General features: G+C 66.2%; 16 protein-coding genes. 8 read left to right on the top strand and 8 right to left on the bottom strand.

What is annotated here, in order from left to right; genetic code table 11:
* Positions 1-378 precede the first annotated feature (378 nt).
* The 3 genes from rplJ to ASE58_RS05510 all read left to right on the top strand — a co-directional run bounded on the left by rplJ (position 379) and on the right by ASE58_RS05510 (position 2,650).
* A complete protein-coding gene (rplJ, locus tag ASE58_RS05520; protein ID WP_055758813.1) occupies positions 379-894 on the top strand; it encodes a 50S ribosomal protein L10 in 516 nt (171 codons plus the stop codon).
* A 48-nt stretch (positions 895-942) separates the two neighbouring features.
* A complete protein-coding gene (gene rplL, locus ASE58_RS05515) occupies positions 943-1,320 on the top strand; it encodes a 50S ribosomal protein L7/L12 (protein ID WP_055758810.1) in 378 nt (125 codons plus the stop codon).
* A 235-nt stretch (positions 1,321-1,555) separates the two neighbouring features.
* Positions 1,556-2,650: a TonB family protein gene (locus ASE58_RS05510; RefSeq protein WP_055818586.1), complete on the top strand. Its 1,095-nt coding sequence runs from the start codon at positions 1,556-1,558 to the stop codon at positions 2,648-2,650.
* Between the two features lie 15 nt (positions 2,651-2,665).
* Here the strand turns inward: ASE58_RS05510 and ASE58_RS05505 are convergent, their stop codons facing one another.
* From ASE58_RS05505 to ASE58_RS05495, 3 genes are all read right to left on the bottom strand, one after another.
* Positions 2,666-2,893 carry a helix-turn-helix domain-containing protein gene (locus ASE58_RS05505; protein ID WP_055818585.1) on the bottom strand — a complete coding sequence of 76 codons (228 nt, stop codon included), beginning with the start codon at positions 2,891-2,893 and terminating at the stop codon, positions 2,666-2,668.
* A complete protein-coding gene (locus tag ASE58_RS05500) occupies positions 2,893-3,414 on the bottom strand; it encodes a DUF2975 domain-containing protein (RefSeq protein ID WP_055818583.1) in 522 nt (173 codons plus the stop codon). The genes ASE58_RS05505 and ASE58_RS05500 overlap by 1 nt, the downstream gene beginning before the upstream one ends.
* A gap of 66 nt (positions 3,415-3,480) precedes the next feature.
* Positions 3,481-4,614: a hypothetical protein gene (locus tag ASE58_RS05495; RefSeq protein ID WP_055818581.1), complete on the bottom strand. Its 1,134-nt coding sequence runs from the start codon at positions 4,612-4,614 to the stop codon at positions 3,481-3,483.
* Positions 4,615-4,939: 325 nt separating this feature from the next.
* On the opposite strand from ASE58_RS05495, the gene rpoB reads away from it, so the two are divergent.
* The 4 genes from rpoB to ASE58_RS05475 all read left to right on the top strand — a co-directional run bounded on the left by rpoB (position 4,940) and on the right by ASE58_RS05475 (position 15,544).
* On the top strand, positions 4,940-9,085 hold the full coding sequence (rpoB, locus tag ASE58_RS05490) for a DNA-directed RNA polymerase subunit beta (protein WP_055818579.1): 4,146 nt from the start codon (positions 4,940-4,942) through the stop codon (positions 9,083-9,085).
* Positions 9,086-9,165: 80 nt separating this feature from the next.
* Positions 9,166-13,446: a DNA-directed RNA polymerase subunit beta' gene (rpoC, locus tag ASE58_RS05485; protein WP_055758793.1), complete on the top strand. Its 4,281-nt coding sequence runs from the start codon at positions 9,166-9,168 to the stop codon at positions 13,444-13,446.
* 190 nt (positions 13,447-13,636) lie between these two features.
* Entirely contained in the window at positions 13,637-14,710 is a 1,074-nt protein-coding gene (locus ASE58_RS05480; protein ID WP_055818577.1) for a DUF5694 domain-containing protein, read from the top strand.
* A 57-nt stretch (positions 14,711-14,767) separates the two neighbouring features.
* Positions 14,768-15,544, top strand: coding sequence for a formate/nitrite transporter family protein (locus tag ASE58_RS05475; RefSeq protein ID WP_055818575.1), 777 nt, complete (start codon positions 14,768-14,770; stop codon positions 15,542-15,544).
* 375 nt (positions 15,545-15,919) lie between these two features.
* Here the strand turns inward: ASE58_RS05475 and ASE58_RS05470 are convergent, their stop codons facing one another.
* The 3 genes from ASE58_RS05470 to uvrB form a co-directional block, all read right to left on the bottom strand.
* Positions 15,920-16,441: a hypothetical protein gene (locus ASE58_RS05470; protein WP_055818573.1), complete on the bottom strand. Its 522-nt coding sequence runs from the start codon at positions 16,439-16,441 to the stop codon at positions 15,920-15,922.
* Positions 16,441-16,965 carry a hypothetical protein gene (locus ASE58_RS05465; RefSeq protein WP_055818571.1) on the bottom strand — a complete coding sequence of 175 codons (525 nt, stop codon included), beginning with the start codon at positions 16,963-16,965 and terminating at the stop codon, positions 16,441-16,443. The genes ASE58_RS05470 and ASE58_RS05465 overlap by 1 nt, the downstream gene beginning before the upstream one ends.
* Positions 16,966-17,072: 107 nt before the next feature.
* A complete protein-coding gene (gene uvrB, locus ASE58_RS05460) occupies positions 17,073-19,277 on the bottom strand; it encodes an excinuclease ABC subunit UvrB (protein ID WP_055818570.1) in 2,205 nt (734 codons plus the stop codon).
* A 94-nt stretch (positions 19,278-19,371) separates the two neighbouring features.
* Here uvrB and ASE58_RS05455 point away from each other — a divergent pair, with 94 nt between their 5' ends.
* Positions 19,372-20,700 (top strand): amidohydrolase, encoded by a 1,329-nt coding sequence (locus ASE58_RS05455; protein WP_055818569.1) that lies wholly within the window; start codon positions 19,372-19,374, stop codon positions 20,698-20,700.
* 183 nt (positions 20,701-20,883) lie between these two features.
* Here the strand turns inward: ASE58_RS05455 and glsA are convergent, their stop codons facing one another.
* Both glsA and ASE58_RS05445 read right to left on the bottom strand, forming a co-directional pair.
* Positions 20,884-21,801: a glutaminase A gene (gene glsA / locus ASE58_RS05450; RefSeq protein WP_055758774.1), complete on the bottom strand. Its 918-nt coding sequence runs from the start codon at positions 21,799-21,801 to the stop codon at positions 20,884-20,886.
* Positions 21,802-21,968: 167 nt separating this feature from the next.
* On the bottom strand, positions 21,969-23,195 hold the full coding sequence (locus tag ASE58_RS05445) for a type II secretion system F family protein (protein WP_055818567.1): 1,227 nt from the start codon (positions 23,193-23,195) through the stop codon (positions 21,969-21,971).
* Positions 23,196-23,238 lie beyond the last annotated feature (43 nt).

Below are 23,238 nucleotides of genomic sequence, written 5' to 3'. Positions count from 1 at the left end.
TCCCTCCAGATTTATCTGACTAATGAAGCGTGCACGGCCAAGGTCAAGCCGGTTCGCACGCTTGACTCCCCCCGGCCACCGGCGTAAGCGCGCGGCCAGCCGTCGCATGGGGATTCGTCCCGCGTGCGACGTCCGTCCGAGACAGCAGGTGCGGGTTCCCCGCTTAATGTCCTGCCGAGACGGGGAATGTGTTATTCCGCCTGTGCGTGCCGAGGCACGTCGGGCCGGCCATGAAGCGACCGCTGCTTATTGCACGGCTCCGCATGGCGACCATGCCCCTCACGGACTTTCGCCCCGGTCGTCGCACCCTGCGACGGGCGGATTGTTCGCGGGCGTTTGCCGGTTCTGCCGGGACACGCCCCAGTAAAGGAGAACGGCATGGATCGCACTCAGAAGAGTGAAGCCGTCGCCGAGCTGAACCGCACCTTCAACGAGGTCGGCGTGGTGGTCGTCACCCGCAACCTCGGCATGACCGTCGCCCAGTCGACGAATCTGCGCAACAAGATGCGGGAAGCCGGCGCGAGCTACAAGGTCTCGAAGAACCGTCTTGCCCGGATCGCAGCCGAAGGCACGCCGTACGCGGTGTTGTCGGACCTGCTGACCGGCCCGACGGCGCTGGCGACGTCGACCGATCCCGTCGCTGCGGCGCGGGTCATCAACGACTTCGCCAAGACGAACGACAAGCTCGAGATCGTCGGCGGCGCGATGGGCGGCCAGATCCTCGACGCGGACGGCGTGAAGGCTCTTGCCTCGCTGCCCTCGCTCGACGAACTGCGCGCCAAGCTGGTCGGCCTCATCGTTGCCCCGGCAACGAAGATCGCCACCATCACGCAGGCACCCGCGGCCCAGATCGCGCGCGTGCTGTCGGCATATGCGGAGAAGGAAGCAGCCTGAAGGCACGCTTCCGACCAACACAACCCTATCTGATTTACGGAGAATATCATGGCTGACCTGAACGCAATCGTCGAACAGCTGAGCGCGCTGACCGTCCTCGAAGCAGCCGAGCTGTCGAAGCTGCTCGAAGAGAAGTGGGGCGTTTCGGCCGCTGCTGCCGTTGCAGCCGCTCCGGCCGCTGGCGGCGGCGCCGCTGCCCCAGCTGCTGAAGAGCAGACCGAGTTCGACGTGATCCTCACCGGCGACGGTGGCAAGAAGATCAACGTCATCAAGGAAGTCCGCGCCATCACCGGTCTCGGCCTGACCGAAGCCAAGGCGCTCGTCGAAGGCGCGCCGAAGGCCGTCAAGGAAGGCGTGAACAAGGACGAAGCCGCCAAGATCAAGGCGCAGCTCGAAGGCGCCGGCGCAACCGTCGAAGTCAAGTAAGCCGCAGGTGGGACGGCGGATCTACGATCCGCCATCTCCACCAAGGCCGGCCGGCGGGCCGCAAGGCCCGACCGACGGGATGGAATTCACTTCCATCCCGGCTCGACCAGAAAAAGGGGGCAGTCCACACCGGACTGTCCCCTTTTTTCATGCCCGCTCGCGAAACCCGTCCCCGGCCGGACGACCGCAGCCGCCTTACTTGCACCCGTCACGAAGTGCGGCCATCCTGCGCGCCATGTCGATCCCTTCGCTCGCGCTGCTTCTGGCGGCAAGTAACGTGCCCCTACCGATCCAGGCGACGGACCTACCCACGCAGCAACTGGCGCGGTGGACGCCGGGGCCGGTTCGATGTGGCGATATCGTGGTCGATGCGGTCCATCTGTCCGCCGTTCCGCCTGCGCTGCGCTGGGGTGCCGGCGATGTCCGCCCGGTAACGCTGCGGTTTCGGATCGATGCCAGCGGGCGTCCGCTTTCGATCCGGACCGACGGGGCGTCGTATGTTCCGAACAGCGAGGAGATTGCCCCGGCCCTTGCCGCATCGACCTTTACGCCCGGCACGCCCCGGACGGATTGCCGCGTCGACTATCAGCAGCAGATGCTCCCGTTGGCTAAGGCCGATCCCGCCGATCTGATGGCTTATTCGCTGGTCCCCACCAATGGCCCGTTGCCGCGTGAGGGATGGGAGCGGATCAGTCCCGCCGACAGCGATTGCCTGCGCCAGCCGCGACCGGCGGCCCTGCTTCGCGCCTATCCCGATTTCCGCAAGGTCGCGGGCAGACCGGGCGAACGGCAATGGTCGATGACCAGCTATGATCTGGATAAGAAGGGTCGCCCCGTCGCCGTGCGGACGATTGGCGGGACCGCTGACCCCACGCTCGATACCGCCGCGCGCAAGGCCGCTGCCGGTTCCCGCTTTGTCGAAGGCAAGCGCCAGGGCTGCTTCTATCCCTATTGGCGCGACGCCTTGCGATTGGCAGCGCCACCTGCGCCCGACGAAGCCCAATTCGGCGCGACGCCGCTCTGCCCGGCGGCAGGATGGGCACAGCCCCCGCGTCTGACCTATCCCCCGGCGTGGAATCGTCGTCGGATCGAAGGATGGGCGGTGGTGCAGTTCGACGTCGCACCCTGGGGTGAGATCGGGAACACCCGCGTGCTGGCCAGCGAACCGGCCGAGGCTTTCGGGCAGCAGGCGATGCAGGTTGTCCGATCGGCGCGGCGCTCGGCATCGCCGACCGGCGCGAGCGGTTGCATCGAACGCGTCCGCTTCGCGATCCGCCCGGATGACGGAGCCGCCGTCGAGCATGCCGAGGAAGGCCCGCCACCGCAGTAATCGCGGGCCGGCGCGTCAGTCGTCGCCCTCATCCTGCGCACCGGCCGCATGGACCAGAATGTCGCCCGGCTGGCATTCCAGTACGCGACAGATGGCGTCGAGGGTCGTGAACCGGATCGCACGCGCCTTGCCGGTCTTCAGGATCGACAGGTTGGCGAGCGTGATATCCACCGCCTGCGCCAGTTCGGTCAGCGTCATGCGCCGGGCCTGCAATACTTCGTCGAGGCGGACCAGCACCGCCATCAGACCGTCCCTTCCAGGTCTTCGCGGAGCGCTGCCCCTTCGGCGAACACGCGGGCAAGGATGAAGGCGACCAGCACCGACAGCCAGCCACCGATCGAGATCGACGATCCATCGACCCGCACCCCCAGCCCATCGAAGCTCGGCACGATCAGGAGCAGCGGCACATCGAGCAACTGAATCGCAAGCAGTGCCCACCCGATGGCCCGCACCCGCCGCGCATTGGGCGACGCGAACGTCTCGCCGGCCAGCACGGTACCGATGATCGCGATCAGGCGCGAAAAGATGATGTGCGCGGGCACCGACGCGACGACACCCAGCAGCAGCAGGGCACGAATGCCGCTGACGACCCGTACGACGTCGACCGCCGGATATTTCGCCGCGATCCGCGCCGCCAGCGGAGCGTGGAACGGAAAACTCGCCAGCGTCCCCAACAGGAAGGCGATGGCAAAGGCGATGTTCAGGACCAACAGGACGCGCAACACCACGACGGTAAATCGCAATATCCGGTCACGCCGCGCCATGCCGCCCCCTCTCCGTTACCACGAGACTATCGCGTTTATCGATTATCGGCAAGCAGTGCACGCAGATCAGGTCCGGCGGACCTGGCCGTGCAACCGCACTTCCAGCCGGTCGATCATCCGGTCGCCGCGATCGGCGAAGATCGGGGCCAGCTTCCCTTGTGGCGCGGCCGGGCCGACCATGAAGGCGGCGGTGGTGCGCGATTCGCGGCCATCCTCCCAGCGATAGCGCGCATCGATCGCGATCAACGGCACGAAGAAGGCGCGGTCGTTCGCTTCGACGATGTTCACCGCCACGCGCGGCAGGGTCATCGTCGCCTCCAGATGGCGACGCTCCCCCGCCCCCAGCGGGAACGGCTCCAGCCCGCGCTTGTCGGCGTCGGAGAAGAAGGTGGCGATCTGCTCATCCTGCCGGGCGTTGGCAGTAATCAGCAGCGTCGCAATGCGGACCTCGGCGACCGGGGTCGATGCCGGATTGCCGACGGTCAGGTCGAAATCAAGCAGCGCGCGGTCGCCCTCCAGCCCGACCTTGAGCGGGGCAAGCTGGAATTCGAGGAACGGCCCCGGCGTCGGCGCGACCGGCGCGGGGGGCGGTGCGGGCGGCGTTACCGGGGCGACCGGCGGACGCACCGGCTTCGGCGCAGGGACGACCGGCGGCGCAGGCTCCAGCGGCGCCGGGACATATTGCACTTCGGCCGGACGGCGACGGGCGAGCGCGTACGCAATGCCGCTGGCAACCGCGATCCCGCCTAGGAACCATACCCACCACGGCAACGCATCGTCGCCGGCCGGGGCGGGCGCGATCGCGGCCGGGGTCGCGGTTGCGACCGGCGAGGGGGTCGCGGATGGGGCGGGCGTCGGTTCGGGCAGGACCGGCGGCCCGACATAGGTCGGCTCGGCCGCCGGCACCGCTTCGGGCTGGACGCGCGGAGTCGGGGTCGGGGTCGGACGCGGCGGGACCGGGGTCGCTGTGGCACGCGGGGCCGGCGTGGCGGTCGCACGGGGCACCGGCGCGATAACGCGCGGCGTTGGCGCAGGCGTCACCCGCGGGGTCGGCGTCGCGCTCGGCGTCGGCGACGGAGTCGGCACCGGCTGCGGCGTGATGTCGTAGATCGGGATCGACCCGCCGGGCGACGTCTGCTGCGCGGCGGCGGGCACGGCGAGGATCGCGACGAGAGCCGCGAGCGGAAGCTGGAACTGCATGACGCCCCTCAACCGGGGTTTTTGCATCCGCGTCAGCCTGTCGCGGGCCAATATACGACGAAGCGAGCCATCGGCGCGCCCAACCGAAACGCACGACGCGCCGCGTTGACAGCCCCTGCCCCGGCTTATATAGGACCGGCTTGCTTCAGGACCGGGAAAGAATGCGTCGTCGCGCAACGCATTGCATGCATAGGCCTGTCGCCATTCCAGGACGCTCGAACAGCTGCGGCCCAATGTGGGTGACGCGGCTTTCGTCGTCCTGTTCGCACGCCAGCCCGGTGGCCACCGGGCACGAGATTTGACTGTAAGCGAGGCCCACGACCCCATGGCGACCAAGGCAACCGCAACCGGCACGCACAAGCGCCGCATCCGCAAGGTGTTCGGCGACATCCACGAAGTGGTGCAGATGCCGAACCTGATCGAAGTCCAGCGCGAGAGCTATGAACAGTTCCTGCGGTCGGACCCGTCGATCGGCTATGTCTCGGGCCTCGAAAAGACGCTGCGCTCGGTCTTCCCGATCCGCGACTTCGCCGGCACCGCCGAGCTGGATTTCGTGACGTACGAACTGGAAGACCCCAAGTTCGACGTGGAAGAATGCCGTCAGCGCGGCATCACCTATGCGGCGCCGATGCGCGTTACCCTCCGCCTGATCGTGTTCGAGGTCGACGCCGATACCGAGGCCCGGTCGGTCCTCGATATCAAGGAGCAGGACGTGTACATGGGCGACATGCCGCTCATGACCGAGAACGGCACCTTCTTTATCAACGGCACCGAACGCGTCATCGTGTCGCAGATGCACCGCTCGCCGGGCGTGCTGTTCGACCATGACCGCGGCAAGACCCACGCCAGCGGCAAGTATCTCTTCGCTGCCCGCGTGATCCCGTACCGCGGGTCGTGGCTCGATTTCGAATTCGACGCCAAGGACATCGTGAACGTCCGCATCGACCGCAAGCGCAAGCTGCCGGTCACGTCGCTGCTGTATGCGCTGGGCATGACCGGCGAGGACATCCTCAACCACTTCTACAACCGCGTGACCTTCGTCCGTGGCGAAGGCGGCTGGCGCATCCCGTACGCGCCGGAAAACTGGCGTGGCCAGAAGCCGTCGTTCGATATCGTCGATGCGAACACCGGCGAAGTCGTGTTTCCGGCCGGCACCAAGATTTCGCCGCGTCTGGCGAACAAGGCGGGCAAGGACGGCCTGACCGACCTGCTGATCCCGACCGAGGAAATCTTCGGTCGCTACAGCGCCTATGACCTCATCAACGAAACCACCGGCCAGATTTACATCGAAGCCGGCGACGAGGTTTCGCCCGAGAATCTGGAACTGCTGGACCAGGCCGGCATCGAGCGCATCGAACTGCTCGACATCGATCACGTGTCGACTGGTCCGTGGATTCGAAACACGCTGAACGTCGACAAGGCCGAGGAGCGCGAACAGGCGCTCAGCGACATCTACCGCGTGATGCGCCCCGGCGAGCCGCCGACGCTGGAAACCGCCGAAGCGCTGTTCGCCGGCCTGTTCTTCGATCCGGAGCGCTACGACCTGTCGGCCGTGGGCCGCGTGAAGCTGAACATGCGCCTCGACCTCGACGCGCCGGACACGGTGACCACGCTGCGCAGCGAGGACATCCTGTCGGTCGTCAAGACGCTGGTCGACCTGAAGGACGGCAAGGGCGAAGTCGACGACATCGACAACCTCGGCAACCGTCGCGTGCGTTCGGTCGGCGAGCTGCTGGAAAACCAGTATCGCGTCGGGCTGCTGCGCATGGAGCGTGCGGTCAAGGAGCGCATGTCGTCGGTCGATGTGTCGACGGTCATGCCGAACGACCTCATCAACGCGAAACCCGCCGTGGCCGCGGTGCGTGAATTCTTCGGCTCGTCGCAGCTGTCGCAGTTCATGGACCAGACCAACCCGCTGTCGGAAGTCACCCACAAGCGTCGCGTTTCGGCCCTCGGGCCGGGCGGTCTGACCCGTGAGCGCGCCGGCTTCGAAGTCCGCGACGTTCACCCGACGCACTATGGCCGTATCTGTCCGATCGAAACGCCGGAAGGCCCGAACATCGGTCTGATCAACAGCCTCGCGACGTTCAGCCGCGTCAACAAGTACGGCTTCATCGAAACCCCCTATCGTCGCATCATCGACGGCAAGGTATCGAACGAGGTCGTGTACCTGTCGGCAATGGAAGAGCAGAAGCACACCGTCGCACAGGCGTCGGCCGCGCTGAACGAAGACGGCAGCTTCGCCGAGGAACTGGTGTCGGCCCGTCAGGCCGGCGAATTCCTGATGGCGCTGCCCGAAAACGTCACGCTGATGGACGTCAGCCCCAAGCAGCTCGTGTCGGTTGCCGCCTCGCTCATTCCATTCCTGGAAAACGATGACGCCAACCGCGCGCTGATGGGCTCGAACATGCAGCGCCAGGCCGTGCCGCTGGTGAAGGCGGAAGCGCCGTTCGTCGGCACCGGCATGGAAGAGACCGTGGCGCGCGATTCGGGCGCGGCGATCTCGGCCAAGCGCGCCGGCGTGGTCGATCAGGTCGATGCGGCCCGCATCGTCATCCGCGCGACCGGTGAGGTCGATGCGGCGGAGAGCGGCGTCGACATCTACACGTTGATGAAGTTCCAGCGTTCGAACCAGTCGACCTGCATCAACCAGCGCCCGCTGGTGAAGGTGGGCGATGTGGTCCGTGCCGGCGAAGTCATCGCCGACGGCCCGTCGACCGAGTTCGGCGAGCTGGCGCTGGGCCGCAACGCCCTCGTCGCGTTCATGCCGTGGAACGGGTACAACTACGAGGATTCGATCCTCATCAGCGAGCGGATCGTGAAGGACGACGTGTTCACGTCGATCCACATCGACGAGTTCGAAGTGATGGCCCGCGACACGAAGCTCGGGCCGGAGGACATCACCCGCGACATTCCGAACGTGGGTGAAGAAGCGCTGCGCAACCTCGACGAGGCGGGCATCGTGTACATCGGTGCCGAGGTCGAGCCGGGCGACATCCTCGCCGGCAAGATCACGCCGAAGGGCGAATCGCCGATGACGCCGGAGGAAAAGCTCCTGCGTGCGATCTTCGGTGAAAAGGCCAGCGACGTGCGCGACACCTCGCTCCGCCTGCCGCCGGGCGTGTCGGGTACGGTCGTCGACGTCCGCGTCTTCAACCGTCACGGCATCGACAAGGACGAGCGCGCGATGGCGATCGAGCGCGAGGAGATCGAGCGCCTGAAGAAGGACTCGGACGACGAGCGCGGCATCCTCAACCGTGCCACCTGGTCGCGCCTGCGCGAAATGCTCGAAGGGCAGACCGCGACGGCCGCGCCCAAGGGCGTGAAGAAGGGCGTGGTCATCGACCGCGACCTGCTCGACAGCGTGGAAAAGCACGAGTGGTGGCGCTTCGCCGTCGCCGACGACACCGCGCAGTCGAACCTCGAAGCGATCAAGGCGCAGTATGACGAGGCGGTGAAGCGTATCACCGACAAGTTCCACGATCGCCGCGAGAAGCTGGAGCGTGGTGACGAGCTGCCGCCGGGCGTGCTGAAGATGGTCAAGGTGTTCGTCGCGGTGAAGCGCAAGCTGCAGCCGGGCGACAAGATGGCCGGCCGTCACGGCAACAAGGGCGTCATCTCGCGCATCCTGCCGCAGGAGGACATGCCGTTCCTCGAGGACGGTACCCCGGTCGACCTGGTGCTGAACCCGCTGGGCGTGCCGTCGCGCATGAACGTCGGTCAGATCTTCGAAACGCACCTTGGCTGGGCGGCGCGCAACCTGGGCATGCAGGTTGCACGGTCGCTGCGCGACTGGCGCGAGGCGAACCCCGATGCGGTCGGCGGCGAAATGCCGGCGGCGGTCAAGGATCGCCTGAAGGAGATCTATGGCGATCACTATGCCGAGGACCTCGACACCCGCTCGAACGAGCAGCTGGCCGAGCTGGTCCAGAACATCAGCACGGGCGTGCCGATGGGGACCCCGGTGTTCGACGGCGCGCGCGAAAGCGACGTGTCGGACATGCTGGAACTGGCCGGGCTGCACAGCTCGGGTCAGTCGGTGCTGTTCGACGGGCGTACCGGCGATCAGTTCGACCGGATGGTCACCGTCGGCATCATCTACATGCTGAAGCTGCACCACCTGGTCGACGACAAGATCCACGCGCGTTCGATCGGGCCGTACTCGCTCGTTACCCAGCAGCCGCTGGGTGGTAAGGCGCAGTTCGGTGGCCAGCGCTTCGGGGAAATGGAAGTGTGGGCGCTCCAGGCGTACGGCGCTGCCTACACGCTCCAGGAAATGCTCACGGTGAAGTCCGACGACGTGGTCGGCCGCACCAAGGTCTATGAAGCGATCGTCAAGGGCGACGACACCTTCGAGGCCGGCATCCCCGAGAGCTTCAACGTGCTGGTCAAGGAAATGCGTTCGCTCGGCCTCAACATCGAGTTGAGCAGCATCGAAGAGAACGACGGCCTGGCCGAGGCGGCGGAGTAATGGATGGGCGTCGCGTCCGGTAACGACGCGGCGCTCCCTTCCCGCCCCTGACGATTTTCCCTCTCCGTGAGGAAAGCAAAATGAACGAACTGACCAATTTCGCGAACCCGGTGGCCAAGCCGGAGACCTTCGACCAGATCCAGATCGGCATCGCCTCGCCGGAGCGTATCCGCTCGTGGTCGTTCGGCGAGATCAAGAAGCCCGAGACGATCAACTATCGCACGTTCAAGCCGGAACGTGACGGCCTGTTCTGCGCGCGCATCTTCGGTCCGATCAAGGATTACGAGTGCCTGTGCGGCAAGTACAAGCGCATGAAGTACAAGGGCATCGTCTGCGAAAAGTGCGGTGTTGAGGTCACGGTGTCGAAGGTCCGCCGTGAGCGGATGGGCCATATCGAACTGGCCGCTCCGGTCGCGCACATCTGGTTCCTGAAGTCGCTGCCGTCGCGCATCGGCCTGCTGCTCGACATGCAGCTCAAGCAGCTCGAGCGCGTGCTGTACTTCGAATCGTACATCGTCATCGAGCCGGGCCTGACCGCGCTGGAGAAGTATCAGCTCCTCACCGAGGACGAGCTGCTCGACGCGCAGGACCAGTATGGCGAGGACGCGTTCTCGGCCGGGATCGGTGCCGAAGCGGTCAAGCAGATGCTGATCGACCTCGACCTCGAGGGCGAAAAGCGTGACCTGCTCGAAGAGCTGGCCGTTACCAAGTCGGAACTGAAGCCCAAGAAGATCATCAAGCGGCTGAAGGTCGTCGAGAGCTTCCTGGAATCGGGCAACCGTCCCGAATGGATGATCCTCGACGTCGTACCGGTCATCCCGCCCGAACTGCGCCCGCTGGTGCCACTCGACGGCGGCCGTTTCGCGACGTCGGATCTGAACGACCTGTACCGCCGCGTCATCAACCGCAACAACCGCCTGAAGCGCCTCATGGAACTGCGTGCGCCGGACATCATCGTCCGCAACGAAAAGCGCATGTTGCAGGAAGCGGTCGACGCGCTGTTCGACAACGGCCGTCGCGGCCGTACGATCACGGGTGCCAACAAGCGCCCGCTGAAGTCGCTGTCCGACATGCTGAAGGGCAAGCAGGGCCGCTTCCGTCAGAACCTGCTCGGCAAGCGCGTCGACTATTCGGGTCGTTCGGTCATCGTGACCGGCCCGGAACTCAAGCTGCACCAGTGCGGCCTGCCGAAGAAGATGGCGCTCGAACTGTTCAAGCCGTTCATCTATGCGCGCCTCGACGCCAAGGGCCTGAGCATGACGCTCAAGCAGGCGAAGAAGTGGGTCGAAAAGGAGCGCAAGGAAGTCTGGGACATCCTCGACGAAGTCATTCGCGAGCACCCGGTCATGCTGAACCGCGCGCCGACCCTCCACCGTCTGGGCATCCAGGCGTTCGAGCCGGTGCTGATCGAGGGCAAGGCGATCCAGCTGCACCCGCTGGTCTGCTCGGCATTCAACGCCGACTTCGACGGCGACCAGATGGCCGTCCACGTTCCGCTGTCGCTCGAAGCGCAGCTGGAAGCGCGCGTCCTGATGATGTCGACCAACAACATCCTGTCGCCCGCCAACGGCAAGCCGATCATCGTGCCGTCGCAGGACATGGTGCTGGGTCTTTACTATCTGTCGATGGAAAAGACGAACGAGCCGGGCGAAGGCATGCTGCTGGGCGACATGGCGGAGGTGCATCAGGCACTGCACGCCGGTGCCGTCACGCTGCACACAAAGATCGTCAGCCGCGTTCCGCAGACCGACGAGCAGGGCAACCAGTATCTCAAGCGCTATGAGACCACGCCGGGTCGCATGCTGCTGGGCGAAACCCTGCCGAAGAGCCACAAGGTGCCGTTCGAAACGGTCAACCGCCTGCTGACCAAGAAGGACGTCGGCGACGTCATCGACGAGGTGTATCGCCACACCGGTCAGAAGGAGACCGTGCTGTTCGCCGATGCGATCATGGCGCTGGGCTTCCGTCACGCGTTCAAGGCCGGCATCTCGTTCGGCAAGGACGACATGCTGATCGCGCCGGACAAGGACAAGCTGGTCGACGAAACGCGCGACCAGGTGAAGGACTTCGAGCAGCAGTATCAGGACGGCCTGATCACGCAGCAGGAGAAGTACAACAAGGTGATCGACGCCTGGAGCCGTTGCGGCGATCAGGTCGCGACCAGCATGATGGACGAAATCAAGGCGGTTCGCCGCTACGAGGACGGTCCGGACAAGGGTCGCGAAAAGCCGATCAACTCGATCTACATGATGGCCCACTCGGGTGCCCGTGGTTCGCAGGCACAGATCAAGCAGCTGGCCGGCATGCGCGGGCTGATGGCCAAGCCGTCGGGCGAGATCATCGAAACGCCGATCATCTCGAACTTCAAGGAAGGCCTGACCGTCCTTGAATACTTCAACTCGACCCACGGCGCCCGCAAGGGCCTGGCGGATACGGCGCTCAAGACGGCGAACTCGGGCTACCTGACCCGCCGTCTGGTCGACGTGTCGCAGGATTGCGTCGTCATCATGGACGATTGCGGTACCCAGCGCGCGCTGGAAATGCGCTCGATCATCGAAGGCGGCGCGACCATCGCGTCGCTGGGCGAGCGCATCCTCGGCCGGACCACCGCAGAGGACGTGATGGACCCGAAGACCGGCGAAGTCGTGTTCCCGACCGGAACGCTGCTCGACGAAGCCATGGTGGCCAAGATCGAATCACTGGGTCTCCAGGCGATGAAGATCCGTTCGCCGCTGGTCTGCGAAGCCAAGGTCGGCGTCTGTGGCACCTGCTACGGCCGTGACCTGGCGCGCGGTACCCCGGTGAACATCGGCGAAGCGGTCGGCGTCATCGCGGCGCAGTCGATCGGTGAGCCGGGCACGCAGCTGACCATGCGTACCTTCCATATCGGTGGTGCGGCGCAGCTGAACGAACAGTCGAACCTCGAAGCGCCGGTCGACGGCACGGTCGAGTTCCGCGACCTGCGCCTGATCGAAGATCAGCGTGGTAGGCGCGTGGTGCTCAGCCGCTCGGGCGAAATCGCGATCGTCGACATGGACGGCCGCGACCTGTCGGTCCACCGCATCCCCTACGGTGCGTACGTGCTGTTCGACGATGGCCACATCGTTTCGCAGGGCGACCGCATGGCGGAATGGGACCCGTTCACCGCGCCGCTCATCACCGAAACCGGCGGTACGGTGAAGTTCATCGATCTGATCGAGAACAAGACCGTCACCGAGCGCGTCGACGAAGCGACCGGTATCGCCCAGCGCGAGATCATCGAATATCGCGCGACGACCAAGTCGAAGGAAGATCTGCGTCCGCGCATGACCCTGCTCGATGCGAACTCGGGCGAGGCCGCGCGCTACATGCTGGCACCGGGGGCAACCCTGTCGGTCGAGGACGGCGCACAGGTGCAGGCGGGTGACGTTCTCGCCCGTGTCGCCCGTGAATCGGCCAAGACCCGCGACATCACCGGCGGTCTGCCGCGTGTCGCCGAGCTGTTCGAGGCACGTATCCCGAAGGAGGCGGCGATCATCGCCAAGGTCTCGGGCCGCGTGATCTTCGGCAAGGATTACAAGGCGAAGCGCAAGATCGGCATCCAGCCCGAGGATGGCGGCGATGTCGTCGAGTACCTGATCCCGAAGTCGAAGGTCATCGACGTTCAGGAAGGCGACTATGTCAAGCGCGGCGACAACCTGATCGGTGGTTCGCCGAACCCGCACGACATTCTGGAAACGCTCGGCATCGAGCCGCTGGCCGAATATCTGGTCAGCGAAATCCAGGGCGTCTATCGACTGCAGGGCGTGAAGATCAACGACAAGCACATCGAGACGATCGTTCGTCAGATGTTGCAGAAGGTTGAGATCACCGACGGTGGCGACACCACCCTGCTGGCCGGCGAACAGCTCGACCGTGACGAGATGGACGAAGCCAACGCGAAGCTCGACGCAGGGCTCGCCCCCGCGCAGGGCAAGCCGGTGCTGCTCGGCATCACCAAGGCGTCGCTGCAGACCCGCAGCTTCATCTCGGCCGCATCGTTCCAGGAAACGACCCGCGTCCTCACCGAAGCATCGGTGCAGGGCAAGATCGACAGCCTGAACGGCCTGAAGGAAAACGTCATCGTCGGCCGCCTGATCCCGGCGGGCACCGGTGCCGGCATGAACCGCCTGCGCGTCGCGGCATCGTCGCGTGATGCGGCACTGCGGGTGCAGCAGAAGGCACTGTCGGGCTTCATCGCGCCGCATTCGGCCGAGGAAGAACATGCCGCCGAACTGGCCCGTTCGCCCCGCGACGGCCAGGGCGCCAATGACCCGCTGGCCGATGTCGTGCCCTCGGGCACCGGCACCGACGCCGATGCGGGCGAGTATCTGAACGACTGATCGTTCGGGTCTTCGCTGAACTGACGAGCCGCCGTCCGGGCAACCGGGCGGCGGTTTCGTTTTTGGGGGACGGTGCTCCCCCCTCCTGGTCACTCCCGGATCAAGTCCGGACTGACGACGGAAGTAGGCGCGGTGCCGCCTTCCCTACCCGCCACTCACCCCCTACCCTACCGCAAACCAAGGGGGACCCATGCGCCGCATCCTGCTCACACTCCTGCTGCTCGCCGCGCCGGCAGCGGCCCAGACCTATCGCCCGCCCTTCGATCCATCGGCGCACAAGGGACCGCGATCGGGGCCGGCAAACGAGGTCGCGGTCCTTGGATCGACCCACCTCTTGCAACTGCCAAAGAGCTTCCGCCCCGAAGCGCTCGGCCCGCTGCTCGACAAGCTGGCCGCGTGGAAGCCACAGGCGATCGCGATCGAGGCATTGTCGGGGGCGCAGTGCGACGAGCTGCGCCGCTACCCCCATCGCTATGCCGATACCGTGTCGTCCTACTGCCCGGACACCACCGCCGCCCGTAGCGCGACCGGGCTGGACGTGCCGGCGGCCACCGCCGCGTTCGACAAGATGCTCGCCGACTGGCCGACCGCCCCTGCCCCCGCGCAACGCCGCCGCCTGTCGGCGACCTTCCTCGCTGCCGGGGAGGAAGCCTCCGCGCTGGTCCAGTGGTTGCGCCTGCCTGCCGCCGAACGCCGCGCGGGCGACGGGCTGGATGCAGCCTTGGTCGAACACCTGACCAAGCTGGAAACCAGGCGCGACGAAAGCCTGATGATCGCCGCGCGCCTTGCCGCCCGGCTGGGGCTGGAGCGGGTCTATGCGATGGACGATCACAGCGCCGACCGGATGATGGCGAAGGCCGACGAGGCTCCGTATGGCGCGGCGATCCAGAAGGCGTGGGATAATCCCGCCGGGGCGAAACGACGCGTCCTCAGCGAGGCGGCCGCGCGCGATCTGGCAACCGGACCCGGCCTGCTGACGCTGTATCGCGCCTATAACGCGCCCGACATCGCACCGATCATCTACGCCAGCGACTTCGGCGCCGCGCTGGAGGAGCCGTCACCGCAGCGGTTCGGGCGGCAATATGTCGGCTATTGGGAAACCCGCAACCTGCGCATGGCGGCGAATATCCGCGACATGCTGGGCGAACGGCCGGGCCGGCGCGCGCTGGTCGTGGTCGGGGTGTCGCACAAACCGTATCTCGACGCCTATCTCCACCAGATGCACGATGTCCGCGTGGTCGACATGGTGCCGATCCTGCGCTGACCCGGAGCCGCCGGCGCGGCCGGTCGTTATCTCTCCGAAACAGGGAGAGGACATGCCATGGCGCAGGACGATGTGACCGCCGACACGCTGGCCGACAGCGTGGACGACGCCATGCTGGCCAAGACCAGCCCGCCGATCGGCGCGATGGTGCTGCTGGGCATCGCGGCGGGCGCGCAGATCGGTTTCGGCGCGATCGGCTATCTGGTGGCCCAGGCCGGGATGGTGCCCGGCGGGGCGACGCAATTGCTGTCGGGCATCGCCTTTTCGGTCGGGCTGATGCTGGTGATGGTGACCGGCACGCAGCTGTTCACAGGTAACACGATGCTGGTCCTGCCCGCCGCCCAGCACCGCTTGGGCATTGGGGAGACACTGCGCGACTGGAGCATCGTGTGGGTCGCCAATCTGGTCGGCAGCCTGGTCGTCGTCGCGTTGTTCGTGGCATCGGGCGCGCCGCATGCGATCGACGGCGCGGTCGCACAAGCCGCGCTCAAGACGGCGCATACCAAGCTTGCGAAGGACTGGATCGAATTGCTGGCGTCCGGCGTGCTGGCCAACATGCTCGTGTGCCTTGCCGTCTGGATGGCGACCGGGGCCAAGACCGTTGCAGGCAAGATCGCCGCAGTCATCGGTCCTGTCGCGTTGTTCGTCGCGGCCGGGTTCGAACATTCGGTGGCGAACATGACGCTGCTGCCGATCGCATGGGGGCTGGACCCGGCGGCGGTGCCGGTCGAGGCGCTGCTCGGCAATCTGCTGCTGGTGACGGCGGGCAATATCGTCGGCGGTTCGCTGGTCGCGATCACGCTGGCGGCGGGGCACCGGGTGCTGGCGAAATAAGCGCGGCCGCCAAGACGGCATGCCCCGAATATGAAAGAGGCCGCCAGGGTCTCTCGACGCCTGACGACCTCAAGCATGGTCAGCGGCCGGAAGTTCCAGCCCGGGAGACCATGCGAGCCGCTTGCATGGGGTCACGGCGTTGACTGGGGGAGAATACCCCCCGCACGCGACCGACCTGCGTTAGCGGCGCGTCTCCCGAACGAACTGAACCGAACCCACTGCTGAACCATGAGACATCGGATCACCTCCTTTCGCTAGTTAAAGCCGTTACGCACCGACCGGTGCGCACGCAGAAGGTGGGCCATCCGACGGCCACGTACAAGACTTGTAATGCGTACGGTTCCGGCCATACTCCGCGGCCCGGCCCCGCCCGAGTCAGCGGCCCGCCGGACGACAGCCGCGCACGACCCGGCCGATCGCCGGATCACCCGGAATGCGCAGCACCGGCCCCTTTCCGGTAGCCACACCGATCACGTCCGCACGCATAAGGGCGTCGAGGAAGGTCTGTCCGGTCGACACCGGCGTTTCCAACGCGCCGTCGACCACCTGCGCCGGAAAGGTCGCGGCGGCATCGTCGGTGAACAGCGCGATCGATGCGCCCTCCGCAACCCCGCGCGACAACAGGATGTGGCGGGCGGGACGGTCGCACCGAAGGGCAAAGGCGATTCGCCCGTCGGCGGTGTAAAGCGCGGCGTCGCGTTTCCCCGACCAACTCCCCGTGAGCGGCATCGCGCCATCGAGCTCGGGCGTCGGCAACTGGCCGGGCTTTCGCAGACGCGGGGAGGGCACAGGCGTGGGCGACGGAGTCGGCGTGACGCCCGGCGCCGGCGCGGGTGGCGGCGGTTCGCTCGAACACCCCGCCAGCGCCAGCAGCAGGACCAGCGCCCGCCCCCGCATCAGCGGCGGCAATCCTCGGTCACACGCAGGACCTCGGCCCAGGCGGGCAGCACCAGCCGGCCGACCGGGGCCCCTTCGACCACGAACCGCCCGCGGCTGAACCCGATCGCATCGAGCAGCCGGTCGCTGGCGGGCAGCGCCACGCCGACCCCACCCGCCATCGGCTGGAGGGTCAGCGTCCGCTGCGTGCTGGTGGTGCGCACCGTGACGCTGCCCGCGCTCGGGCGCGCACTGGCAAACAACATCGTCACCTGCCCGGCGGCACGGTCGCAGGTCAGCGTTGCCAGCGGCGCGGCACCGCGCACGCCATAGGTCGCCGCCGATCCGCCGCCGACCCCACGGTATTGCCAGTCGCCCGGCGTACGCGGCAGGTCGCGCCAATCGGCGACCGGTGCCACGGGATTCGGGCGGGTCGGCACCGGACGTTGCGCGGGAGCCGGCACCTCTTCGGTCGCGGGCGGCGCACCGGGTGGTACACACCCGGCCAGCAGGATGACGGTGGCGAGGGGGAACAGGATACGCATGCCGCCCTTATGGGCGATGCGGACGGCAGCCTCAACCGAGGATCGGGCCCGTCCAACGCTCTGATCGTCCCCTTCGTCATTCCGGCGAAGGCGGGAGGTCGGCCTGCCTACCGCCCCCGCGCCCCGCCGCCGGCCATCCGCATCGCCTTCTGCTTGCCATAGCGCGTCTTGCGCGTGCCGGGCTTGCCCTCGTTCGAGCGGCCCATGATCGGCGCCTTGTGCTCGCTCGCCGGCAGGCCCAGCTCCTCGTTTTCGAGGCTCCGGATTTCGTCGCGCAGCCGCCCGGCGGTCTCGAACTCCAAGTTCGCCGCCGCCTCGCGCATCTGCTTTTCGAGGCTTTCGATATACGACCGCAGGTTGTGGCCGACCATGTGGCGCGGGCCGTCCTCGTCGATCTCGACGGTCACCTGATCGCGCGACGCGACGTCGGCGATGATGTCGCCGATCTGGCGCTTGATCGTCGTCGGCGTGATGCCGTGCGCTTCGTTATATTCGCGCTGCTTCTCGCGGCGACGGTCGGTTTCGGCGATCGCGCGCTCCATGCTGCCGGTCATGCGGTCGGCATAGAGGATCACCCGCCCGTCGACGTTGCGCGCCGCGCGGCCGATCGTCTGGATCAGCGAGGTTTCGCTGCGCAGGAACCCTTCCTTGTCGGCATCGAGGATCGCGACCAGCCCACATTCGGGAATGTCCAACCCTTCGCGCAGCAGGTTGATGCCGACCAGCACATCATAGACGCCCATGCGCAGGTCGCGAATCAGCTCGATGCGCTCCAGTGTCTCGACGTCCGAGTGCATGTAGCGGACCTTGAGGCCGGCTTCGTGCATGAACTCGGTCAAATCCTCGGCCATGCGCTTGGTCAGCGTGGTGACCAGCGTGCGATAGCCGTTCTTTGCCGTCTCCTTCGCCTCGTGGATCAGGTCGTCGACCTGTTCCTCGACCGGCCGGATCGTGATCGGCGGGTCGATCAGCCCGGTCGGACGAATGACCTGTTCGCTGAACACGCCGCCGGTCTGCTCCATCTCCCACGATCCGGGCGTCGCCGACACGCACACCGTCTGCGGGCGCATCGCGTCCCATTCGTTGAAGCGCAGCGGCCGGTTGTCGATCGCCGAAGGCAGACGGAAACCGTACTCGGCCAGCGTGATCTTGCGGCGATGGTCACCACGCGACATGCCGTTGATCTGGCCGATCGTCTGGTGGCTTTCATCGACGAACAGCAACGCGTTTTCGGGCAGATATTCGAACAGCGTGGGCGGCGGTTCGCCGGGCAGGCGCCCGGTCAGGAAGCGGCTGTAATTCTCGATCCCCGCGCACGAGCCAGTGGCGGCGATCATCTCGAGATCGAAATTGGTGCGCTGTTCCAGCCGCTGCGCCTCCAGCAGCTTGCCCTCCATCACCAGTTCCTTCAGCCGCTCGGCCAGCTCGTGCTTGATCGCCTCGCCCGCCTGTTTCAGCGTCGGCCCCGGCGTCACATAGTGCGAGTTCGCATAGACGCGGATCGAATTGAGGTTCGCGATCTTCTTGCCCGTCAGCGGATCGAACTCAGTAATCTCCTCGATATCGTCACCGAAAAAGGTGATGCGCCACGCGCTGTCCTCATAGTGCGACGGGAACAGCTCGAGGCTGTCGCCGCGCACCCGGAAATTGCCGCGCTGAAACGCCATGTCGTTGCGCTTGTACTGCAACGCGACCAGCTTGCGCACGATCTCGCGCTGGTCGACGACATCGCCTTTCTTGAGATCGAAAATCATCGCCGAATAGGTTTCGACCGACCCGATACCGTACAGGCACGACACCGATGCGACGATGATGACGTCATCGCGCTCCAGCAGCGACCGGGTGGCCGAATGCCGCATCCGGTCGATCGCCTCGTTGGTCGAGCTTTCCTTCTCGATATAGGTGTCCGACCGCGGCACATAGGCCTCGGGCTGGTAATAATCATAATAGCTGACGAAATATTCGACGGCATTGTCGGGAAAGAACGACTTCATTTCGCCGTACAACTGCGCGGCGAGGATCTTGTTGGGCGCGAGGATCAGCGCGGGGCGCTGCAATTCCTCGATGGTCTTGGCCATGGTGAACGTCTTGCCCGAGCCGGTGACGCCCAGCAGCACCTGATCCTTTTCCCCCGCCCTGGCCGCCGCGACCAGTTCGCGGATCGCGGTCGGCTGGTCGCCGGCGGGTTCGTAATCGGACTTGATGACGAAGCGTTTGCCCGCATCCACCTTCGCCGGGCGCGCCGGGCGGTGGGGTACGAAGGTCTGTCCGGTTTCAGGTTCGGACAGGTCGGTGCGGATCATGATCGCCATGCGTGCGAATATGGGTGATGCGGAACGGGACGGCAACATCGACCCTCGACACTTCTGCGAAAGCCGATAGCTTGGGGGCCAAAGGGGACATTCGATGCGCATACTGATCGCCACCGCCGCCTGCCTGCTGGCCGCGACGCCGGCCATGGCCGAACCCGACTGGGCGCCCGCCGTCCGCGCCGATTACGGCGCGTCGCTGGGCCAGATGTGGGACTGGTTCCACCGCAACCCCGAATTGTCGTTCAAGGAGGTGAAGACCGCCGAACGCATGGCGACCGAACTGCGCAAGGTGCCCGGCATGCAGGTCACCACCGGCGTCGGCGGGACGGGAGTCGTCGGCGTGCTGAAGAACGGCGCGGGTCCGACCGTGCTGGTCCGCGCCGACATGGACGGCCTGCCGGTCGAGGAAAAGTCGGGCCTGCCCAATGCCAGCAAGGTGCGCCAGGTCGGCGTCGATGGCGTCGAAGCGCCGGTGATGCACGCCTGCGGCCACGACACCCACATCACCGCGATGGTCGGTACCGCCCGCCGGCTGGCGGCGCTGAAGGACCGGTGGAAGGGCACGATCGTCTTCATCGTCCAGCCGGCCGAGGAACGCGTCGGCGGAGCGAAGGCGATGATCGCCGACGGGCTCTACACCCGCTTCCCCAAGCCCGATTACGCGCTCGCCTTCCACGTCGCCGCCGGCCTGCCCGCCGGCATGGTGTCAGCGTCGGAGGGCATCCAGTATTCGTCGTCGGACTCGGTCGACATCGACGTCCCCGGCATCGGCGCGCATGGCGCCAGCCCGCATGCGGGCAAGGACCCGGTGTACATGGCGTCGCAGCTGGTGATCGCGCTACAGGGCCTCATCAGCCGCGAACGCCAGCCGCTCGACCCCGGCGTCATCACCGTCGGATCGTTCCATGCCGGTCTCAAGCACAACATCATCAGCGACATGGCCAAGTTGCAGGTTACCGTCCGCGCCAATGACGAAGCGACGCGCAAGCAGCTGCTCGACGGCATTCAGCGTGTGACGACCGGCATCGGCACGCTGAACGGGATGCCCGCCGACAAGATGCCGACCGCCAAGGTGATCGAGGGCACGCCGACCACGATCAACGACGCCCCCCTCGCCCGCCGCCTGAACGCGGTGATGGCGACGACGCTGGGGCCGAAGAATGTCGTACCGTTCGAACAGACCGGCATGGGCGCGGAGGACTTCGCCTACCTCGTCCAGCCCGATAGCAAGGTAAAAGGCTATTATTTCGCGGTCGGCGGCACGCCGATGGCGGATATCGTCGCAGCGAAAAATGGCGGCCCGGCGATCCCGTCGCACCATTCGCCGCTGTTCAAGGTCGCGCCGGAGCCGTCGATCGTGACAGGGACGATCGCGATGACGGCGGCCGTGCTCGATTTGCTGGGGCCGGCGTCGGGGAGCTGACACCCCGCCCGGCCCGTTCGGCCCCACCCACTCCGTTCGGTTCGAGCAGCTTCGAGCATGTCGAGAAGCGTCCGTCGAGAACGCCTTAGTTTGTGGCAACCCCTTCTCGATTACTGTTCTCGACAAGCTCGAACATCCACTCGAAGCAAACGGGTAGGAGAGTGATAGAGGGGCTGACAGTCCCTACCCGAACACCGACCAATCCGCCTTGTCCGCCAGCAATTCCAGCGCCCGGACCCCCAGAATAGAATTTCCATGCCGGTCGAGATTGTTCGACCACACCGCGATCGATGCGACCTGCGGCACGATCGCCAGGATGCCGCCCCCCACCCCGCTCTTGGCCGGCAAGCCCACCCGGTACGCGAAGTCGCCCGACCCGTCATATTGCCCGCTGGTCGTCATCAACGACAGCAACCGCCGCGTCCGCTGCGCCCGCGCGTCGCCCTCGCGATCGCCCGTCCGTGCGGTGCGGGTCAGGAACAGCCCGGCCTTCGCCAGCGATTGCGCGCTCAGCTCGATCGCGCATTGATGGACATAGGCTTCCATCACCTCGTCGATATCGCTGTGCAGATTGCCGTGATGCTTGGCAAAGCTCATCATCGCGCGGTTCAGGTTCCCGCCCTTGCGCCCGCTGTCGAGCACATCGTCGTTCAGGATGACCTGCTCCAGCCCGGCCTGCTCGCGTACAAACTCCACCACCGCCCGCGCCGACGCATCGTCGCCCTTGTGCTCGACCAGGATGTCGCACACCACCAGCGCACCGGCGTTGATGAACGGGTTGCGCGGCACACCCTTGTTGCGTTCGAGGTCGACGATCGAATTGAACGGATCGCCCGACGGTTCGCGCCCGACCCGCTTGAACACTTGGTCGCCGCACGCCTCCAGCGCCAGTTCCAATGCAAAGACCTTGGCGATGCTCTGGATCGGAAAGCGGATGTGCGAATAGCCGCCATGGTGGAGTTGTCCATCGGCGGTCGCCACCGCCATGCCGAACCAGTCGGGCGGATAATCCAGCCCCGCATCCGCCGCCGCCTCGATCTCGACGGCGTTGGCGGTGATCTCCTCCGTCACCTCGGCGACGATGCGGGCGAGGTCGGTCATGGGTGTTCCTCGGACAAGCTAATCGTTGCGGTACTAGCCCAAGCCGTTCGTCCTGAGTAGCCGCTAAGCCTGTCGAAGCGGCGTATCGAAGGACCGCCGCGGATGCTTCGATACGGGCTTTCGACAAGCTCAATCCCTACTCAGCACGAACGGGAGGGACGTGCCCCCTAGATCGAAACCAGGTTATTCAGGTTGATGATCGGCAACAGGATCGCCAGCACCATCATCAGCACCAGCCCGCCCATCAGCAGCAGCACCATCGGTTCGACCAGCGCGACCAGCGTCGCGACCAGCGCATCCAGTTCCCGCTCCAGCTCGCCCGACGCACGGTCGAGCGCGGGGGCCAGCCGCCCCGACGTCTCGCCCGAGGCGACGATCGCGACCAGCATCGACGGGAAAATCTCCGCCTCTGCCATCGCCGCGCGCAAGGACAGCCCCTCGCGCACCCGCGCCGCGACGGTCAGCGCCTTGTCGCGGACGAAGCGGTTGGGCGTGACGGCGGCGGCGGCGTGCAGCGCCTCGACCAGCGGCACCGCGCTGCCGACCAGCGTCGCGAGGCTGCCGGCGAAGCGCGCGGCGTTATGCTGGCGGCTGAACCGGCGGAACGGCGCGCGCGTCGCCAGCCGCCGGTCGACCCGCAGCCGGTTGCCCGGCACCTTCAGCCAGCGCGCACCGACCAGGAACAGCACCAGTGCCCCGACGGCGACATACAGCCCATAGCTCTGGATAAACGCCGACAAGGCGATCAGCGCGCGCGTCAGGAACGGCAGTTCCGCCCCGCGCGACACGAACACGCGCACGATATCGGGCACGACATAGACCATCAGCAGCACCATCATGCCGAAGCTGACGGTCGCCAGCAGCGCCGGATACAGCAGCGCCAGCTGCATCTTCTGTCCATTGGCCTGCCGCGTCTCGACGAAATTGGCGAGGTGGTTCAGCACGTCGGGCAACCGCCCCGACTGTTCCCCCGCCGCCACCGACGCGCGATAGAACTCCGGGAACGCCTTGGGATGGCGCGCCAGCCCCTGCGCGAAACTGCGCCCATCAAGGATCGCGGCGCGCACGTCGAGCAGCAGCGCATTGACCGCCGCATTGTCGGCCTGTCCGGCGACGATGCGCAGCGATTCCTCGATCGAAATGTCCGACCCGACCAGCGTTGCGATCTGGCGCGTCATCGTCGCCAGCGCCTTGGCCGACACCCCGCGCCGGAAGAGACGGGGGAGCTGGATGCTGCCGAGCTTAGGGCCTTTTTCGGCGGCCTCCTCGACCGACAGCGGCAATTCGCCACGTTCGCGAAGCGCCGCGCGGGCGGCGGCGGGGCTGGACGCTTCGATCACGCCCTTGACGGTCGCGCCGGTGCGGCTGGCGGCGCGGTAGGTGTAGGCGGTCATTCTACTTCCCTACCCAACCCCAAACAGAACCCGTTCGGTTCGA

Source organism: Sphingomonas sp. Leaf9 (genome assembly GCF_001421355.1).
In the GTDB taxonomy this organism is placed as follows: Bacteria; Pseudomonadota; Alphaproteobacteria; order Sphingomonadales; family Sphingomonadaceae; genus Sphingomonas.
The sequence above is the reverse complement of the archived record's forward strand: the minus strand, read 5'-3'. Positions and strand labels throughout refer to the sequence as shown.

What these genes read in the sequence shown, in the direction of transcription:
- ASE58_RS05465 (WP_055818571.1), bottom strand. Translation starts at nt 16,965, where the DNA reads ATGCGTATCCTGTTCCCCCTCGCCACCGTCATCCTGCTGGCCGGGTGT.
- ASE58_RS05505 (WP_055818585.1), bottom strand. Translation starts at nt 2,893, where the DNA reads ATGGCGGTGCTGGTCCGCCTCGACGAAGTATTGCAGGCCCGGCGCATG.
- rpoB (WP_055818579.1), top strand. Translation starts at nt 4,940, where the DNA reads ATGGCGACCAAGGCAACCGCAACCGGCACGCACAAGCGCCGCATCCGC.
- rplL (WP_055758810.1), top strand. Translation starts at nt 943, where the DNA reads ATGGCTGACCTGAACGCAATCGTCGAACAGCTGAGCGCGCTGACCGTC.
- uvrB (WP_055818570.1), bottom strand. Translation starts at nt 19,277, where the DNA reads ATGGCGATCATGATCCGCACCGACCTGTCCGAACCTGAAACCGGACAG.
- rplJ (WP_055758813.1), top strand. Translation starts at nt 379, where the DNA reads ATGGATCGCACTCAGAAGAGTGAAGCCGTCGCCGAGCTGAACCGCACC.
- ASE58_RS05495 (WP_055818581.1), bottom strand. Translation starts at nt 4,614, where the DNA reads ATGCAGTTCCAGCTTCCGCTCGCGGCTCTCGTCGCGATCCTCGCCGTG.
- ASE58_RS05455 (WP_055818569.1), top strand. Translation starts at nt 19,372, where the DNA reads ATGCGCATACTGATCGCCACCGCCGCCTGCCTGCTGGCCGCGACGCCG.
- glsA (WP_055758774.1), bottom strand. Translation starts at nt 21,801, where the DNA reads ATGACCGACCTCGCCCGCATCGTCGCCGAGGTGACGGAGGAGATCACC.
- ASE58_RS05480 (WP_055818577.1), top strand. Translation starts at nt 13,637, where the DNA reads ATGCGCCGCATCCTGCTCACACTCCTGCTGCTCGCCGCGCCGGCAGCG.
- rpoC (WP_055758793.1), top strand. Translation starts at nt 9,166, where the DNA reads ATGAACGAACTGACCAATTTCGCGAACCCGGTGGCCAAGCCGGAGACC.
- ASE58_RS05500 (WP_055818583.1), bottom strand. Translation starts at nt 3,414, where the DNA reads ATGGCGCGGCGTGACCGGATATTGCGATTTACCGTCGTGGTGTTGCGC.
- ASE58_RS05445 (WP_055818567.1), bottom strand. Translation starts at nt 23,195, where the DNA reads ATGACCGCCTACACCTACCGCGCCGCCAGCCGCACCGGCGCGACCGTC.
- ASE58_RS05475 (WP_055818575.1), top strand. Translation starts at nt 14,768, where the DNA reads ATGGCGCAGGACGATGTGACCGCCGACACGCTGGCCGACAGCGTGGAC.
- ASE58_RS05470 (WP_055818573.1), bottom strand. Translation starts at nt 16,441, where the DNA reads ATGCGGGGGCGGGCGCTGGTCCTGCTGCTGGCGCTGGCGGGGTGTTCG.
- ASE58_RS05510 (WP_055818586.1), top strand. Translation starts at nt 1,556, where the DNA reads ATGTCGATCCCTTCGCTCGCGCTGCTTCTGGCGGCAAGTAACGTGCCC.